The 15,740-nt window shown below is 42.1% G+C and carries 16 protein-coding genes; 4 read left to right on the top strand and 12 right to left on the bottom strand.

Going from position 1 to position 15,740, the window contains the following annotated elements:
- Window positions 1-136: 136 nt before the first annotated feature.
- The 6 genes from ACYUCY_RS10975 to ACYUCY_RS10950 form a co-directional block, all read right to left on the bottom strand.
- Window positions 137-1,009 carry a DUF6597 domain-containing transcriptional factor gene (locus tag ACYUCY_RS10975; RefSeq protein WP_460226528.1) on the bottom strand — a complete coding sequence of 291 codons (873 nt, stop codon included), beginning with the start codon at window positions 1,007-1,009 and terminating at the stop codon, window positions 137-139.
- Window positions 1,010-1,147: 138 nt separating this feature from the next.
- Window positions 1,148-2,578, bottom strand: coding sequence for a di-heme oxidoredictase family protein (locus tag ACYUCY_RS10970; RefSeq protein WP_460226527.1), 1,431 nt, complete (start codon window positions 2,576-2,578; stop codon window positions 1,148-1,150).
- A gap of 482 nt (window positions 2,579-3,060) precedes the next feature.
- Window positions 3,061-3,969: a DUF4198 domain-containing protein gene (locus ACYUCY_RS10965; protein WP_460226526.1), complete on the bottom strand. Its 909-nt coding sequence runs from the start codon at window positions 3,967-3,969 to the stop codon at window positions 3,061-3,063.
- A 19-nt stretch (window positions 3,970-3,988) separates the two neighbouring features.
- Window positions 3,989-4,495: a DUF2271 domain-containing protein gene (locus ACYUCY_RS10960; RefSeq protein ID WP_460226525.1), complete on the bottom strand. Its 507-nt coding sequence runs from the start codon at window positions 4,493-4,495 to the stop codon at window positions 3,989-3,991.
- A gap of 2 nt (window positions 4,496-4,497) precedes the next feature.
- Window positions 4,498-5,139 carry a PepSY-associated TM helix domain-containing protein gene (locus ACYUCY_RS10955; RefSeq protein WP_460226682.1) on the bottom strand — a complete coding sequence of 214 codons (642 nt, stop codon included), beginning with the start codon at window positions 5,137-5,139 and terminating at the stop codon, window positions 4,498-4,500.
- A 187-nt stretch (window positions 5,140-5,326) separates the two neighbouring features.
- Window positions 5,327-7,393, bottom strand: coding sequence for a TonB-dependent receptor domain-containing protein (locus ACYUCY_RS10950; RefSeq protein WP_460226524.1), 2,067 nt, complete (start codon window positions 7,391-7,393; stop codon window positions 5,327-5,329).
- Window positions 7,394-7,721: 328 nt separating this feature from the next.
- Between ACYUCY_RS10950 and ACYUCY_RS10945 the strand changes: the two genes are divergently transcribed.
- Window positions 7,722-8,780, top strand: coding sequence for a helix-turn-helix domain-containing protein (locus tag ACYUCY_RS10945; protein ID WP_460226523.1), 1,059 nt, complete (start codon window positions 7,722-7,724; stop codon window positions 8,778-8,780).
- A 76-nt stretch (window positions 8,781-8,856) separates the two neighbouring features.
- Here ACYUCY_RS10945 and ACYUCY_RS10940 read toward each other — a convergent pair whose 3' ends face one another.
- Entirely contained in the window at window positions 8,857-9,714 is an 858-nt protein-coding gene (locus tag ACYUCY_RS10940) for an AraC family transcriptional regulator (RefSeq protein ID WP_460226522.1), read from the bottom strand.
- Window positions 9,715-9,902: 188 nt separating this feature from the next.
- Between ACYUCY_RS10940 and modA the strand changes: the two genes are divergently transcribed.
- From modA to modC, 3 genes are read left to right on the top strand one after another with little or no spacing between them, the layout of a single operon-like run.
- A complete protein-coding gene (gene modA, locus ACYUCY_RS10935) occupies window positions 9,903-10,697 on the top strand; it encodes a molybdate ABC transporter substrate-binding protein (RefSeq protein WP_460226521.1) in 795 nt (264 codons plus the stop codon).
- Between the two features lie 8 nt (window positions 10,698-10,705).
- Window positions 10,706-11,422: a molybdate ABC transporter permease subunit gene (gene modB / locus ACYUCY_RS10930; protein ID WP_460226681.1), complete on the top strand. Its 717-nt coding sequence runs from the start codon at window positions 10,706-10,708 to the stop codon at window positions 11,420-11,422.
- Complete coding sequence (gene modC, locus ACYUCY_RS10925) at window positions 11,419-12,498, top strand: molybdenum ABC transporter ATP-binding protein (protein ID WP_460226520.1); 1,080 nt, start codon at window positions 11,419-11,421, stop codon at window positions 12,496-12,498. Before modB ends, modC begins: the two co-directional genes overlap by 4 nt.
- Window positions 12,499-12,541: 43 nt before the next feature.
- Here the strand turns inward: modC and ACYUCY_RS10920 are convergent, their stop codons facing one another.
- From ACYUCY_RS10920 to ACYUCY_RS10900, 5 genes are all read right to left on the bottom strand, one after another.
- The gene (locus ACYUCY_RS10920; protein ID WP_460226519.1) at window positions 12,542-12,982 is read right to left on the bottom strand and encodes a hypothetical protein; all 441 of its coding nucleotides are present in this window, start codon (window positions 12,980-12,982) and stop codon (window positions 12,542-12,544) included.
- 23 nt (window positions 12,983-13,005) lie between these two features.
- The gene (locus ACYUCY_RS10915; RefSeq protein ID WP_460226518.1) at window positions 13,006-13,731 is read right to left on the bottom strand and encodes a dienelactone hydrolase family protein; all 726 of its coding nucleotides are present in this window, start codon (window positions 13,729-13,731) and stop codon (window positions 13,006-13,008) included.
- 223 nt (window positions 13,732-13,954) lie between these two features.
- Complete coding sequence (locus ACYUCY_RS10910; RefSeq protein WP_460226517.1) at window positions 13,955-14,191, bottom strand: hypothetical protein; 237 nt, start codon at window positions 14,189-14,191, stop codon at window positions 13,955-13,957.
- An 80-nt stretch (window positions 14,192-14,271) separates the two neighbouring features.
- Complete coding sequence (locus tag ACYUCY_RS10905; RefSeq protein WP_460226516.1) at window positions 14,272-14,691, bottom strand: hypothetical protein; 420 nt, start codon at window positions 14,689-14,691, stop codon at window positions 14,272-14,274.
- Window positions 14,692-14,898: 207 nt separating this feature from the next.
- Window positions 14,899-15,459 carry a sterol desaturase family protein gene (locus tag ACYUCY_RS10900; protein ID WP_460226680.1) on the bottom strand — a complete coding sequence of 187 codons (561 nt, stop codon included), beginning with the start codon at window positions 15,457-15,459 and terminating at the stop codon, window positions 14,899-14,901.
- Between the last annotated feature and the right edge of the window lie 281 nt (window positions 15,460-15,740).

The following is a 15,740-nucleotide window of genomic DNA, read 5'->3' as shown; positions in this document are numbered from 1 at the left end:
GAGAACCTCGTAAAGAATCCATTGTTGTTAGGGTATTTATTTCTAAAGATGTAGGATTGTATTTTTGCGACAAATCTAAGAAATTATTTAAGGAAGAACGAAGATGATGGGCTCAAAACAACATTAATATGACGATCTAAGCAGGGGCTAATTCTCCTCGGTTTAAGCGCTGATTTTGCCGGGTTTTATATTCTCCCGGAGTCTCTCCGACTACAGTGTAAAATTGCCGATTAAAATGCGCTTGGTCATAGTATCCGCAAAGATGAGCGATGTCAGTAAGGCTGGCGTCGAATTTAAATTTTATCAGCTGTCGTGAATTTCTAATCCGCAATAAATTTTTCAATTGTCCGGGGGGCATACCAACTTCGAGTGAAAACTTACGTTCGATAGTTCGCCGACTACTATTTAAACCTGATATTAATTTGTTGAGGCTCGTATTCTCCTGCTGCAGTTTCTGCGAAAGAATCTGGGTGGCTCCAATGTTGGGTTGCAAACGGTTTGCTTGATCCAGCAACCAGCTGTCCATCGATTTCACCCGTTCTTGAATCGTTTTGCTGTGTGCGAGCTTCACCTCTAATTGCGAGTAACCCGTTAAAAGCAGATCTTTCGCGTTGTAAATTTTTTCTTTGAGTTCCGAGACCGGAAGACCGAGTAATTTAAACGCGCCACCGGGATAAAATCTGACACCGAAAAATTCACAAGGATCATCAAAAAACATTTTCGAAAGCGTGTGAGTCGCGCTAAAGGTACCCTCACAAGAGTTTGTAAGTGTTTTTGATGAAACCCTTTGTTCTATGGGTTGTGTAAAAGCAAAGCTGAGACTGGTGCAGCCGTCAGGATAAAGCTTTTCGGACTTTCGATACTTAAGTTTGTGCTTGAGAGAAACTGACCAGTAACTTTGAATCCAAGGTTTTAAAGAGGGGTGTGGCGAGAATTGTCGAAATGATAAATGGCGTAGTTCGCGAGTGGGTAGTTCTGCTTGCAGCAGAACAGGGGGTTTTAGAGTCATAGTTTTATTTGCCAGATTCGTTATGAATTTTCTCTGCGATTATTAGACCTCCGTTTTTTTCCTAGTTCAAGGAGTTAATTTAATGAAGCGTAAGAGGCCGGGTTAAACCGGCCTATTTCATTGCGTGTCGAGATCAACTTATTGTTCGTCATCAAGTAATTCTAAAAGATCATCGTTTGCCCCTCTTGGTGCTCTTAGTGAGCCGAGGAAATCTAATATGTGTTGTTGGTCCTCTGAGCTAAGGCCAGCATAATTGTCCCGTTGTTGTTGTGCTTCACCACCATGCATGAGAATTGCTTGCGCCAAGGTAAAGGCGCGTCCGTCATGAAGGTAAGGCGCTGTGTCAGCCACGCCCCATAATCTTGCCGTTGTAAAAAACGGATCTAATCCGTCGCCCGTCGATTCGGCTAGGTCCGGTCCCATGTCATGACGTTTTAAGTCGGCATACAGCGGCACAATAATGCCCGGACCATTGTTATCTTTCTTGAAGCCAGTAGCGGGCTTAGCGAGATTGACTTCTTTGAACACATTCGCGCTTGGATCAGTAAATACCTCCGGAAAGCTAATTGATAAAAACTTACTGTCAGTTTTTAAGCGAGGAATATGACATTGATTACACCCCACAGTTTTAAATAATTGCTTGCCGACTTTGGTTTGATTTGGTTTCACTCTTTTCGGCGGAGCAAGACTCGCTTGGAAAATATGCATGGCGGATACTTCGCCGACAGTGATTTCGTTACTGATACCATCGCCGTCACCGTCCGTGTTTGCTATTGGAAAAATTTCATCGGGTTGCATTCCCATGTGAAATTGCAGGGCACCGACATCGAATTCACGAATTGTTGCATTGTTTCCTTTGCGGCCGAACGGTCGAACCACCAGGTCTTCGTCTATACCTTCAATGTTACTGGTAACAAGTGCAGAATTTTCGAATCGGATATACCCAAAATAAACGCCTTTAGTGATGAGGTCGAAATCTTCTCCTGGATTTGCCTGTGCAAGCTGCTTAATTGCTTGTAGTTCGCTAGTCATTTCTTTTGCTAGTAATTCGATGCCGCCTAAGCCGAAGTTAAACGGTGGGTTAATAGTGCGGCCCTCGGTTCTAGCAAACCCGTTTCCTTCACTGTCATCGAAATCAACGTCGGTCATCTCAGGAAATGCACTGGCGCTGATTCCGCCTGCGCCGCCGACGCCAAATGTAGCTGGGATAGTAGCGTTGCTGACAACACTGTGACATTCGAGACAACTTTGGCTATCGAGACCATTCATTCTCAGGAAGACTTGTTGACTACTTTGCAGGGAAGGTCGTTGCCCAAACGTCACGCCATCATCGACACCAGGGGTAAAACGGCCATCGCCATAGCCGTCTAGAGTATTAAAAGGAGTGGAAAACATTCTCATGCCTTCCGCGCGTATTCGTTTGATAGAAAATTCATTGGCCACTTGTTCTTGAGTTATACGCTCGCCAATTCTAGGCTCCAAGCCGGCGGTTTGTGCCCAGGAAGAAGTAGCAATACAGGAAAATAATACAATGGCTGAGCTAAAAATACGGCGATCTAAGGTCATCATTCTTGCCCCAAGGTGATATTAAAGTGATTCGAAAATGGGTGATATTGTTAGCGATAATTTAGGCTCAAAATTTTTAATATGTTTTTATTTACTCCGAAACAAATACACCGCTCGACACCAATCTCGCTATTGCAAGGATTGAGGTTGAGTGGAGATTGAATAGAATAATTTTGTCTATGTAAGCAATGATAATTTATAGATTGAGGCACTGTTAGCGTCAACGGCTAAAAATTTATTGGGGATTAAATGTGACCCAGTCGGTATTAGAGCGGCAAGTTGCTGAAAACTGAAAAAATGGCTGGATTTTTGCGTATTTCTATTTAAGAAAAAATATTGTTTCTAAGGAGGGATAACGCGACGTTCAATAACATTTTAATTCAAGAAAGAATCTACTGAGTAGATTGTTATTGCTTCATCGCGCTATGAGTAATTATTCAAATAATAATACTTGGTTGATGCTAGGTATCTAAATTTTTATAGTGCTATTCGGGGTTAACTTCCAGAGTTAAATACAAAGCAAAAACCTCAACTTTTGATTTGTTATTTTTATCTGGTGTCGTTTCGACTTCGGTCTCAAGAAGATACATACCTGCTTCCTGCCAATTTATAGCAATTTCACCATTAACTGTTGATTTTATTTCTATGCTATTTCGGTTGTTTCTATAGCGTGTGTCATTTCGAGTCAAGCGAACTACAGTGTTTTCAGGTGCGGGTTTACCATTTAACATCAAATAAAATTTACTCGTTTCGCCCGCAAAATTTTCATTTGGATGAGAGTCGAATTTTAACTCTAGGCCCTTATTGCTGAGGTTTAATGTGTCGCGACTTAGTTCGTTGCGGGTGATGTAGGTTTCAACGCGGTTGTGAACTGTCATTTCAGTTATGTGTTTTACATTTTTTGGCAATCTTGCTTGAACTGCCGCCAAAGATCCAAACTGTCGCCCGTGTTTTCCATCTTCGGTTTCAAAGAGAGTGATCTCAACGGGTTCTTGCAGGATATTAATGCGATAAGTGCCTGATTGACTGAGTTTAATAGCGCTGGCACTTTTTCGTTCTAGATTGATTATTGGGGTTGTGTCATCTTGAGTGCCGTCTGGGTAAGTCAACAGCACCTTGGGTTGCGGAAATTGTTCGAGTTCTTTTTTGCGTTGTAATAATTCTGGCTCCGTTAGCGCCACTAAATTGTTGCCACCTAGGCTCATGTCGACATGAAAAATGTCATTGGAGATGCTGAAATCTAAACTGACGTAGACGGGGTTTTCGCCTGACACGATAGTATGACTCGCAATTATCCAGCGGCTGTGAGCTGAACCGACTAGGGGGAGCGCGAGAAGCACGCCGACTAGCAGTCCTTGTTTCGAAAAAGTGTTGAGAAATTTTTTAATATTCATCTGCATAATCCTGGTTGAGTTAATAGACCTTAATTTGAATGGGGCCGACTTCGTTATCTTTGTCGAGTTGAATTGTTGCCTTTTTGCCGATTGTAATTGCTTGGCGTAAATACGAGCGGCCGCCTTCTTCACGGACCGATTCGATATTAAGAAGTAATTCTTGTTGAGACACTTTTTTGCCGTCGCTGTCTAGACCGTCCCATACAATCGTATACGAGCCGGGCTTTCTGGTTGCGCCGCTGATACCATCTAGGTTTTCTTTTCCAGAGCGGCCTAATTTTCGCCACCACTGACGCATATCTTTAAGCCAAGTATCTTTTTCATGCCAGACGCTCAGCGTATTGATCGCTTCTCTTTCTGGGGTCTCCAGCCAAATTGCAATATATGGGCGATGATAAGGTTCGGCATCGATTTCGGGTACCTCAAGAGTAATTTCCAACACACTTTCAGCATGGCTGGTAGAGCAAAGGAGGACCAACGAGAGAAAAGAAAAAAGTGAAACTAATCGTCGAAATGAATGGAACATATTTAAACCCCTGATAACTTTGGAACCCAAAAAAAGTAAATGAGTAGTGGTGTAATCGAGCCGACAATCACAAATAACATCGCACGAAAACGATGTTTTTTATTTTGAAATAAAATGAGTATCCCGGTAATCGAAAAAAAGATCATCAAAATGGCGGACACATCAATGACCCATGACCAGGCTTTGCCGCTATGGCGACCTTTGTGTAGGTCGGACATGATTGACCAGCTAGATCCCTGTCGATATTCCAAGAGGATTAAGTTTTCGTTTAGATCAACAATCGCTGCCGCGTATCCCCCGGGGATTTGATAGTCAAAAATCAACTCCTTCATGTCGCTGTCGTAATCAATCGAAGATGCACTTTTTAAGTTAAACTCTGCTGCTAAAATTGATTGGAAATCTTGTAAAGGGATATCAATAAGTTCAAGTCCATCACCACTTTTATAGCTTTCAGAATTGCTAATCTTAAGCAGTATGTTGGCGGGAATTGAGAATTCCGTATCACCATCGGTACTCGTGCCATCAAGCCAGTCGAGATGATTGAGAACAACGCCGGTAATACAAAATAGAATCAATAAAGTGAATAGGCAGCTCGAAAGATATATATGTAATATCCTGGATATACTTGCAAATTCTCTCCACAATTTTTGCGCTCGTGTTTTTCTTCTTGTCTTGTTTTTTGTCAAAATACTGCCTAAAAATTCCTATTCTAAAATGACAAAATCAAGAAAAAGCATCTTTAAATACGCTAGTCTTGGATGTCAAAAATCCCCGCCAAGAATTTAATCTTGGCGGGGACTGGTTCGAAAATATTTGCTTACAGACGATTATCTAAAAGCGAAATGAAACGGTCGCTTTGATATTGCGACCTGGTTCATAGTCAAATAAATACAACTCTTGAAACAGCGGGTGAAAGGACACACCGGTTCGTGACGATTGCGACGCATAAAATTCATCAAAAACGTTGTCGATACCTAGCGTTAGCGCCAAGCCTTGAGCTTTTCCACTGGGCTGCCAGCGAAGGGCAATGTTATGAACTTTGTAGCCATCCTTTGCATTATCGAGGGTGGCACCATCCAGGTCTGAGCCCGCGTTGATGCCGTCTACGAGTAGGAAATCCCAGTGCACAGAAAGATCTGCAACAGAGAAATCATAATCAAGATTAAAGCTAATGGTATCGCCTTGTTTACGATCGATACGTGCGCCATCTAAATTGGCGTAGGCGGAAAAAGCTGACAATTCACTATCAGAAGAAGAATAAGTGAGCAGTGTTTGCAGCGTGCCTAAATTCAATTTCGCATAAACTTCATAGCCATCCAATTCCATATCGCCGACGTTGTCTTTCCAACGGCCGCCGCCTGGATTGGCAGCGTAGTCATAGATGTAGCCGTCAATTTGAGTTTCGAAAAATGAAATCCCAGCGGAAAACAAGTGTCCTTGGTAAGCGAAAGCAATTTCAGAATTAAGGCCGGATTCCGCATCGATATTGGAGTTCGGTGCATCATTTAAACCAGCACCGATAAACACTTCTCCAATTTCTGGACCTTTAAAAACTTGTGTTGAACTAGCGCGAACTAAGAAGTTGTCTAAGAAAGCGTATTCAATGGCGAGGCTGCCGGTAGTTTTCGTAAACGTGTCATCTACTACCGATGAATCAATATCATAGATATCGTGCCTAAGGCCTGGAATGAAACTAAGACCATTGTCGAAATCAATTCTATCTTCAAGGTAAAATGATAAATTTCTTGCGTTCTCGCCAGAGAGATTTTGGCTGTTTACACTGTATTGAGTTTCATAGTCGATCAGCTCTACGCCATAAGTGACGGTTTGATTGACTGCACTTCCGTCGATCAAGCTTTTGGCAAGTATGTTAACGCCGGAGTTTTCGGCTTCACCTTCATTGATAGTAGCGAAGGGTGGACGCCAGCTTATTAAACCTCTTTCGTCACGCCAAAAAACCGATTCGTTGTCAAAAATTGTTGCGTTTAAAAGTAGGGCATCACCTAAATCTAATTCATAGTTGAGAGTTAGCGTGTCCCTAGAAAATTCAGTGGGGTATACCAGAGGAATGTTTAAGCTGTTTGCAATGGCTAAGTCAGTCGCTAAACCCATGTCAGGGCGATAGCTATAATCGCCTTCATCTTTATAGCTTTCGTAACCTAAGCTTAGTCGTTGATTGTCGCTGAAGTTCCAGCCGAACTTAAGTAAGGCATCAGTGAGATCGCCTTCTAATCCGCGGACTTCTCCATCAGTGCCTAGAATTTCTGCGCCGGTTTCGTCAAGAATCTTTTCGCCACCTACGGAATAGTTTTCTCGCTCAACCTGATTAAAATATCCAAGCACATCAATTTGTTCGCCAAGCAGACCATACGCGGCGATTGAATTGCTGCTAGAAGCGTTGTTGGCGTAACTAGATTGGACGCGTGCTCCCCAGTTTTTCCCCGGCTCTAACAAATCACCCGCTTGACGAGTTTTGAATCTCACCGCACCGCCAAGGCCACCGCTGATGACGGAATTATTTCCAACTTCGATATCAACAGATTCTAGGATGTCGGCGTGAATTTGCAGGTTGCCCATGTGGTGGTACATATAAGTGTTTTGATTCGCACCATCGATGGTGATGCGCAAATCTTTATCGTCCATGCTGCGAATTGTGATGCGCTGGTTAAGAGAATGGGCCCCGCCCACGTCTACACCGGGGATGGTTCTGAGTAGATCGCTGATGTGATCTGACTGGCGAATAGCAATACCTTCTGCGTCTAAATTAAGGGACGAAGAATTAACTTTCGTTCCCCAAACGCTAATTTCTTCAATTCCATTATCTTGGGAAACTGCGGAAGTACTTATCACAAATCCTATTAATCCTAATAAACCGTTATTTATCAATGAGTTGTTCATAATTCCTCGTGAGTAAATCGTGTGGGGGAGTTAAAAAATAGACTAGTAATCTAATTGAAGATCTAAATGAGAATGATTTATAATCGCGATTATATCGATCTGAGGAAATATTAGACAGAAGTTGTCGATATGAAAAATCGTCAACTTAGTATGATTTACCGACAAGCACGGGTTTTTTAATGTAATCGCGCTTATAAAAGCCGGTGGTAATTTCTGAAGTAAGTCGTTGTATCTAAAGCAAGCGCAACGTCCTGTAAAACAATGCCCTATAAAACAATAAATCCGAGTCCCCCATTAATCCCAAGTCGATTTCCTCGAGTGCAAAATCATGAGTGTAGCTAGTAAGAATTTCGATCGGTCGGATATTGGACGCAAAGTTGCGAAAGCGGGTACGGGCCATCAAGTCACACCCTTAAGTTCTGCGCGAAAAGACAACGAAAATTTTCTTAACGGAAAATTTGAACTGACTCCGGTTCAAACAGGTTTTTATTTACATGCATGGGAAGGCAAAGAGTTGGAAGATGCCGTTGCGTCTATTAACTTAGCTCCCAGTGTGGTTTTTTCCGTCGTTCTTGAAGGGCGTCTTGAATTTTCAATTGATGGCCAGCAAAAACGAATTAATGATACCAAGGAAATTAAAAAAGTTGGTGGAGATCTTCCGTCATCGGCAAATTGTTTCGCCATAAATTTAATGAAGCCGGCTTGTCTCGCGCGCAAAATTCGCAAAGGGGCAGAAATGCGTAAATTAAATATCACCGTTGACCCGCGATATTTGGGAAGTCTAGTTGATGAGCGTTTAGCGCCAGATGCTCCAATCAATTATTTTTTGCTTCATCACCTTGAGTTACCAACTTGGCAGGCGTCTGCAAAGCTCATTGAAATTGCAGAACTTATATTGAATCCACCGATGCCCGATGGGGTGTTTCGAAAACTTTATGTCGAAAGTAAAGTTATAGAGTTTGTTATCGAGTCGTTACGATCAATAGCAGCCATTTATTCTGATGCAGTTGTTTCGAAAAAAGAAAGCTACTTGGGTCCCGAACGTTCGTTACCATCAAAGTCAAAGGCGGGAAAAATTAAAGAGAAAATTGATGCACAATTATTGTCAGGTGATTTTCAAATGCAAGAAAAATGTCTCGAAAAAATTGCACGCTCGGTAGGAATGAGTGTGAGTAGTTTGCAGCGTGTGTTCAAAAGAAATTTTGGACAAACCGTTGTGGAGTATGTCCGCTTGTACCGTTTACGCCTTGCTAGAAAAGCTATCGAGGATGATAACGCAAGCATAGGAGAGGCAGCCTATATAGCAGGCTATAAACATTCATCCAATTTTTCCTTAGCATTTAAGAAAACTTTTGGGATTTCCCCGGGTATGCTTTATCAGTCTTAGGTCTTAGTGTGAGACGCGATAATTTTTTATTGCTTCCTATTGTGATTTTCGGTGCATATCTTGGCGGCGAAACAACTTATTCCAAAGGCAAATATATATCAGAAATCAACTCATTCTCTGGCGTTTCAATATATAAATTAAGACGGTGGATAAAGCAGGGAAAATCTCGTAGTGTTTCTCCGCTTTCGGGCAGCCAGTCTCCGTACAAATGTTTAAAGCTTGGTGCCATGTTGTCCCAAGATCCTACATCGCGTAGTAACGCGCAACGACCTCCCGGAATTACACTGTTGATAACGCCGTAGCCGTTTTCTGCTATTTCCCTATCGATCTCCGTTGCAACATCAAAACGATACGTCTCTTGGTCGTTATTGTCATATAGTAAATTATATGTCGCGTATTGACTGGGTGGAAATTTGTGAGCTTTTCGCCATTCAATAAAACGGCGAATTGAATTGTTTTTTTCTTTCTCAGGTCCTCGATGTTTTAGAATTGCGATTTTAGTTTCCTTAAAATTGACGATTTGTACCTTTTCCATTTTTTTGGTTCCTGCATTTTTTGCTGATAATTTTTCGGATAAGGGTTTCCACTGAGGATCTTTTCTGAATTCGGAAGGTGTCTGAGAAAAATATTTTTTGAAGGCCCGTGAAAAGGACTCTAAGTTTTCAAATCCCGCTTCTAGAGCTATGCTAGTTATCTGGATATCTCTGTGATAGAAAAGTTGGTAAGACGCTTTCTTAAGCCGCAAGCCTTGGATAAATTTGTAAATAGAAATGCCCATAAAAGTACTAAACTGGCGATGAAAATGAAACCTTGAAAAATTTGCAATGTCGCTCAGTTGGTCAACAGTCAGTTTTTGATCGAGATTGGCACTAATGTAATCGACCACATCGTTCATTCGATCGGAATAAGGTTTTGTTTTGCCATCATTATTCATTGGGCTTCCCTTGTTTCGAGAATAATACCTTAGCTAGTTTCAATTGCTTGATCGATATTGCTGAATTCTCTATATAAAAACATTGTTGGTTGTCGCTGGGGGATCGGTATTGCCGAATCAGTTGATGAAACCACACTTGTCATGCATTATATCGCGCTGGTAAATATTGATTGTTTGGCGGAGCCAGCATGCGTAACAGAACAAGCAAATGCAGAACCCGGGTTCTATTGCGATCCTTGGTGCTTTCTGCATGTTTGGCTACGGGACTTGTCCATTCCGCTGAAATCACTATTGCTGTGGCTTCAAATTTCTTGGCGCCGATTAAAGAATTAAAGACGGCCTTTGAAGGGCAGTCCGACCACAAATTAAGAGTCGTTTCAGCATCTTCTGGGAAGCTCTATGCGCAAATAAAAAACGGTGCGCCCTACGATTTATTTTTATCTGCAGATCAGGAAATGCCAAGTTTGCTTGTGCAGGATGGCTTGGCGAATAAAGACAGCCTATTCACCTACGCGACGGGAACTTTGGTCTTGTGGTCGCCGAACCCAGACTTAGTTAAGGGTGGCGCGAAGACATTGGAAAATGGTGGGTTTAGAAAGCTAGCGATGGCGAATCCCAAGTTGGCGCCCTATGGAAGAGCCGCGGCGGAGGTGTTAGATAAGTTAGGCCTTTCCTCTACCCTCGAAAAAAAAATTGTTCGAGGTGAAAATATTTCTCAAACGTTTCAATTCGTCAGCTCGAGAAATGCCGAACTGGGTTTCGTTGCATTGTCGCAATTAACACAAAACGGATCATTGAAACCGGGCTCCGCTTGGATAATTCCGCAGACTTTCTATTCTCCGATCCATCAAGATGCCGTTCTACTCCACTCCAAAAATCCGGAACAGCAATTAGCCGCAACTGAAGTGCATCGATTCCTCCTATCCAAACAAGCGAGAATGATTATTAAAGAGTTTGGTTATGTTACTGAAATGGGTGAATAGCATTGCAATTGTCTAGCGAAGATTTGGCTGCAATTTGGTTGACGATTAAGTTAGCGTCTACGGTGACAATTATTTTGCTTGTTATTGGTACCCCCATCGCCTGGTGGTTGGCGAGAACCCGCTCTTGGTTGAAAGGGCCGATTAGTGCTGTCGTTGCCTTGCCTTTAGTTTTACCGCCCACCGTACTTGGTTTTTATCTTTTATTGATACTGGGACCTAATGGCCCTATCGGTCAGCTCACTGAGGCGCTTGGCTTGGGTGTCTTGCCTTTTACTTTTTGGGGCTTGGTGATTGCTTCAGTTTTCTATTCGATGCCATTTGTAGTGCAGCCCATTCAAAATGCGATGGAGGCATTAGGTACAAGGCCTCTTGAAGTTGCCGCAACGCTACGATCCGGTCCTTGGGATAGATTTTTTTGCGTTGTTGTTCCATTAGCTAGGCCCGGTTTTATTACCGCAATTATTCTAGGCTTTGCCCATACGGTCGGCGAGTTTGGAGTCGTATTAATGATTGGGGGGAATATACCGGAAGTGACACGCGTCGTATCCGTGCAAATTTATGATCATGTCGAAGCACTGGAATATGCAGAAGCGCATTGGTTGGCGGCTTGCATGATAGTTTTTTCATTTGTTGTATTGGTCGCACTTTATTCTTTTAATCGTCACGAAAGCAATAGGAATTTATTATCCTGGAATAGAATAAAATCTGGGGATCATCGAGAGTGAGCTCAGATAATATCAAATTAAAATTTTATTTATCTTATTCAGATTTTTCTTTGAATGTTGATTTTGAGATTCCAGGGCAGGGGGTTACGGCAATTTTTGGTCATTCTGGTTCGGGAAAAACCAGTTTGTTGCGATGTATTGCCGGCCTAGAGGAAAAAGTTAAAGGGCGATTACATCTGGCTGACCAGTGTTGGCAGGACGAAAATCTATTTTTACCAGCACACAAGCGTCCAATTGCCTACGTATTTCAAGAAGCGAGTTTGTTTTCTCATTTGTCGGTACTGGGAAATTTACGATTTGCTTTGAAACGCGCAGATAAGCAATCAAGTCTGATTTCTTTGGATGATGTCATTTCTTTATTAGGTATTGATCATTTATTGACGCGAAGTACCGATAAACTTTCTGGAGGGGAAAGACAGCGAGTTGCCATTGCTCGTGCGTTGTTGATCAACCCACGTTTGTTATTACTAGATGAACCCCTGGCGGCTTTAGATAATGCGAGTAAAAATGAAATATTTCCCTATTTGGAAAAGCTGCGCTCCGACTTCGATGTTCCAATGCTGTATGTAAGCCATTCTCCCGATGAGGTGGCGCGGCTCGCGGATCATATCGTTGTCTTGGATCGAGGTAAGGTAGTGGCAAGTGGCGGATTACAAGATACCTTGGCGCGTTTAGATTTTCCGATTCAACTTGGAGATGATCGAGGCGTTGTTATAGATGCTGAGGTGGTTGAAAAAGATGAGCAGTGGTCTTTGGTTAAGGTTGATTTTGACGGCGGCGAACTTTGGCTAAGAGACGCGAATTTTTCCTTGCAACAAAACCTACGATTACATATTCACGCAAAAGATATTAGCCTGACTCTGGATAGGCACCAAGATTCTAGTATTTTAAATATCTTACCCGGAACAGTGACCGAAATTCTGATTGATAAGGAACATGGTAATGCCTTAGTTAAGCTCGAAGTCGGCAATACATTTTTCTTATCTCGATTAACTCTGCGTTCAGTTGCACATTTGGATTTGGTTTCGGGGAAAAACGTTTGGTTGCAAATAAAATCCGTCGCATTAATTCAATAATTACGCCGCGTAGCTTCACTCTCCAAGTGGCCTAGGTTCATTTCTAGTTGTTTATAAGTACAATCAAGCCGAGGATTAATGCCAACACGACGTGCGGAAAAGCAATCGTTGGTCGTAGCGCATTGCGGAGGTATTCTTGAATAAGACCCATATTCGATGGTCGATTTTTCAAATATTCGCTATTAAATTGAAAGGCCTTGTTGTCACAACTGCGTTCATGTTTGATCTCTTCTTTCGTTAGTAATTTTTCTAGCTGAATTATCCGCAACTCGATTCGTGCCTGGAAGGTTTTCCAAATCGCGTCTTGTAGCCATAGAGTGAGAAGGGGAATCAAGAGGAAAAAATGGATACCTCCAAAAATCAAAGCTACCGAAAATATTCCAATGCTGGAAAGTTTAATGATCAGCGAAAATTTCTCATAACTATCGAATTGATTTTGCAGTAGCGACCACTCTTTAGCTAGATCAGCATTTTGTGACGACATAAAAAAAGTTTCCGAAAATAAGATTAAAGATTTCGTTTGAATAGCGCGAACAATCGTTCCCAATGGCGTTCCGCGGCTTGTTTTTCAAAATTATGCCTTTGTGGGAATGCGAAACCATGGCGGGTGCCTGGATACCATTCGATATGGTAATTGATCCCCGTCGATTTTAAATGCTGATCCAATTCCTCGACCATTTCCGTTGGTGCGTAAGTGTCGGTTTCAGCGCAGGCAATATACAGCTCACCTTTAATTTTATGGGCAGATAAATGGGGCGAGTCGCTTTTGTCAGTTAATAGTCGAACGCCATAAATTGACGCGGCAGCGGCAAAGGTATCTGGATAGGCCGCTGCAACCGACATTGCAAATGGTCCGCTCATGCAATAACCAACGCAACCAACATGTTGTGTGTCAGCCGACTCCTGTTGATCGAGAAAGTCCAATAGTGATTGGGTGTCACGTAGGATCATCTCATGACTTAAGCCGTACATAAGTTCATTCATACGCTCACGACTTTCTTCCGTCACAAAATCTAATACGAAGTCGCGGGACTCTCGGTAGTAAAGATTAGGTAAAATGACGTAATAGCCTACTGTCGCAAAACGTCGTGCCATATCGTGCAACTCTTCGCGTTTTCCAGGGGCATCCATATAAAAAATTATTACAGGGTAAGGGCCATTTTTTTCCGGATGAGTGATGAACGTGTTCATCTGACCGTCTGTTGTTTGGATATCAAATTCTCTTTCAATCATGGGGTTCCCTAATTTGCAGCATAATCAAACAGCGTTATTGTTCAATAAAACTTGAGGAGGCAGTGTGAAGTTTTGACTTCGCATTGACAAGGGTATTTGAAGGGAGGCGTTATAAAAAGCTGAGTTTTTGTTGTAGTGCGGATAACTTCTTTGTTTTTGTTAGGTTTTAAAGTATCTAAAGTTGGAGATTAAAAATTGATTTCGGGAACAATAAGAAAGAAAACTAATTATTATCCGCTAAAAGGATGTCGATCAATTTGCGAAGCTCCGTGGTTTGTTCTTCTATCACCATTGAATAATAAGTGCGGGTGTTGCTGGTTGGTACGGCCTCACTTGCGTTGAGTACCGTTTGGGCAGAACACAAGGCTTGTAATTTATCGAGCTGTAAATAAATGGAATCTTCTAGGCTGCCTCGTTGCTGCATGCTCTCGACGATATCTTGGTTAATGCTATATTTCACGTCATTAGTCCTATGTTGGAAAATTCCTGGTAGTTTTTCGAGCCCTAGTTTCTGAGACAGGGGCTCGGTCTACTCGGGGGTTAATTAGTTGCCGCTTTTTCTTTGTCTAATTCTTTAAGCTTTTTTAAAAACTCTGTACAGGAATCATGATTTTTAAGTACATATTCCTGCTTGAAGAAGTTCGCCAAGGTATTGGTGTAGCGGTAGCAAATGGGCCTGCCATTAGCATATTCCTCAATATAGGTTCGGGAGGGAATATGACTTTTTATCTCTTTCTCTAAGGCATCGGGACTTAATTTCCCTTCGCTGACCAGGCTATAGGCTGGTTTATATTGGTTGCGAACAAACACCTTGACTTGTTCCGCAAGCTGGCGCCAGGAATTCTCCGCCACATACACTTTGATTTGTGCATACAGCGATTTGTCTAATTCAAACGGCGATGTTGCAGGTGTCTGCAAGCGGGTAACTTTCCCGGCCAATCGTGTCGCGGTATCGCTCATTTTAGAACCCCTCGTTATAACTAATTATTGTTGTCGCGTCATTCACCCAAACAACACAACTTTTTGGTTATATAAATGCGAAAACTTTTGCTTGCCAAGTAAAAAAACTAACTAGTCCAAAAAAGTTGATTTTGGTCACAATAATTGCCAACAAAGCCTGGGTGGCCACAATAGTGACCACAAGGTTATGGCCAAGCTCTTTGGGTGTCAAGCACGTTTTTTAAAAAAGAAAAATTCCGAGATCTGTGCACTACGGGCGAAGCCTAAACGTTTATCCCATTGCTTTGGAATTTTTACCGTGCCAAAAACTGAGTCCCATAAAAATGGCGCGTAGTTATACCGATGCAGGCCATATTCATGGTGAACCAAGTGCATGTCGGGTAGTTGTATCAAATACCCGAGGCGAGAAAATTTTTCTGGAATTTTTATGTTTGCGTGATGAAAGGCCTCAAGGCAACCTTCAATCGCGAGTGCGATTGCTATCACTTCAAACGACAGCGAGAACACGATTTTTCCTAGAATGATTAAATACAGAGTGTTGATCAAGATCTCCAATGGGTGACGGTAGAATGCGATTCTGGTTTCCATGTGAGATGTCGAGTGATGAAGTTTGTGAAAGTAATTCCATAGAAAACTATTTCGGTGTTTCCAACGATGAAACCAGTAGTTTCCGAAAGAATAAACAAGGTAGAAAATGAATCCTTGAACAAGGGTTGGGGCTGAAATAGTAATCAGCCCGTCCTGCAAACTCGGCCATATAAATAACATCAATCTCAACCACATTAAACCGAATAAGCCTAAACACAGCCACCAGAGTGTAAACCGTTTCGGAATCGGATGGTTTCTATTTGGAGAAACGCGCTCTGCGAAAAAAAAAGAACAAAAAACGAATATTTGAACTGCTGCAATTAGTGACAACATGGCCAACTCCTAAAAAAGATTTTTTATTAACGAGGTTTCTATTGGTCTCGCCATAGATGTTGGCATGTGATTACTTAAATAATCTTTTCGGAGGTAAAATTGGCGCTTGAAACATTTAGTTGCAGACG

The organism is Aurantivibrio infirmus (assembly GCF_054767315.1).
The sequence above is the reverse complement of the archived record's forward strand: the minus strand, read 5'-3'. Positions and strand labels throughout refer to the sequence as shown.

Bases quoted from the DNA above. Each gene is read 5' to 3' on its own strand.
- ACYUCY_RS10975 (WP_460226528.1), bottom strand. From the start codon at position 1,009: ATGACTCTAAAACCCCCTGTTCTGCTGCAAGCAGAACTACCCACTCGC.
- ACYUCY_RS10970 (WP_460226527.1), bottom strand. From the start codon at position 2,578: ATGATGACCTTAGATCGCCGTATTTTTAGCTCAGCCATTGTATTATTT.
- ACYUCY_RS10965 (WP_460226526.1), bottom strand. From the start codon at position 3,969: ATGAATATTAAAAAATTTCTCAACACTTTTTCGAAACAAGGACTGCTA.
- ACYUCY_RS10960 (WP_460226525.1), bottom strand. From the start codon at position 4,495: ATGTTCCATTCATTTCGACGATTAGTTTCACTTTTTTCTTTTCTCTCG.
- ACYUCY_RS10950 (WP_460226524.1), bottom strand. From the start codon at position 7,393: ATGAACAACTCATTGATAAATAACGGTTTATTAGGATTAATAGGATTT.
- ACYUCY_RS10945 (WP_460226523.1), top strand. From the start codon at position 7,722: ATGAGTGTAGCTAGTAAGAATTTCGATCGGTCGGATATTGGACGCAAA.
- ACYUCY_RS10940 (WP_460226522.1), bottom strand. From the start codon at position 9,714: ATGAATAATGATGGCAAAACAAAACCTTATTCCGATCGAATGAACGAT.
- modA (WP_460226521.1), top strand. From the start codon at position 9,903: ATGCGTAACAGAACAAGCAAATGCAGAACCCGGGTTCTATTGCGATCC.
- ACYUCY_RS10920 (WP_460226519.1), bottom strand. From the start codon at position 12,982: ATGTCGTCACAAAATGCTGATCTAGCTAAAGAGTGGTCGCTACTGCAA.
- ACYUCY_RS10915 (WP_460226518.1), bottom strand. From the start codon at position 13,731: ATGATTGAAAGAGAATTTGATATCCAAACAACAGACGGTCAGATGAAC.
- ACYUCY_RS10905 (WP_460226516.1), bottom strand. From the start codon at position 14,691: ATGAGCGATACCGCGACACGATTGGCCGGGAAAGTTACCCGCTTGCAG.
- ACYUCY_RS10900 (WP_460226680.1), bottom strand. From the start codon at position 15,459: ATGTTATTTATATGGCCGAGTTTGCAGGACGGGCTGATTACTATTTCA.